We start from the raw sequence: 479 nt of genomic DNA on the forward strand, positions 1-479 counted from the left end.
CGCCTTCTGCAGCAAATGCGGCAGCCGTTCGGAAATGCGCGCCGGCGGCTACAGGCGGCACTGCCCGGCCTGCGGCACCGACCATTTTCCACGGACTGATCCGGTGGCGATCATGCTGACGGTGACGGCGGACAAGTGCCTGCTCGGGCGTGGCCGTCATTTCGGGCCTGGCATGTATTCAGCGCTGGCGGGCTTCATCGAGCCGGGCGAGACGATCGAGGCGGCGGTGCGCCGCGAGACGCTGGAGGAGGCCGGCATCCAGCTTGGCCGCGTCGTCTACCACGCCAGCCAGCCCTGGCCTTTCCCCTATTCGCTGATGATCGGGTGCTTCGGCGAGCCGCTCAACGACGACATCCAGGCCGACCTCAACGAGTTGGAAGACTGCCGGTGGTTTTTGCGCGACGAGGTGCGCCTGATGCTGGACAGGGCGCATCCCGGCAATCTGGTCACGCCGCCCAAGGGTGCGATCGCGCACCATC

General features: G+C 67.0%; 1 protein-coding gene. It reads left to right on the plus strand.

Going from position 1 to position 479, the window contains the following annotated elements; translation table 11 throughout:
• On the plus strand, positions 1-479 hold a 479-nt coding region (locus EN781_RS33845), incomplete at both ends, for an NAD(+) diphosphatase (protein WP_145965843.1).

Source organism: Mesorhizobium sp. M4A.F.Ca.ET.090.04.2.1 (assembly GCF_003999085.1).
Taxonomy (GTDB): domain Bacteria; phylum Pseudomonadota; class Alphaproteobacteria; order Rhizobiales; family Rhizobiaceae; genus Mesorhizobium.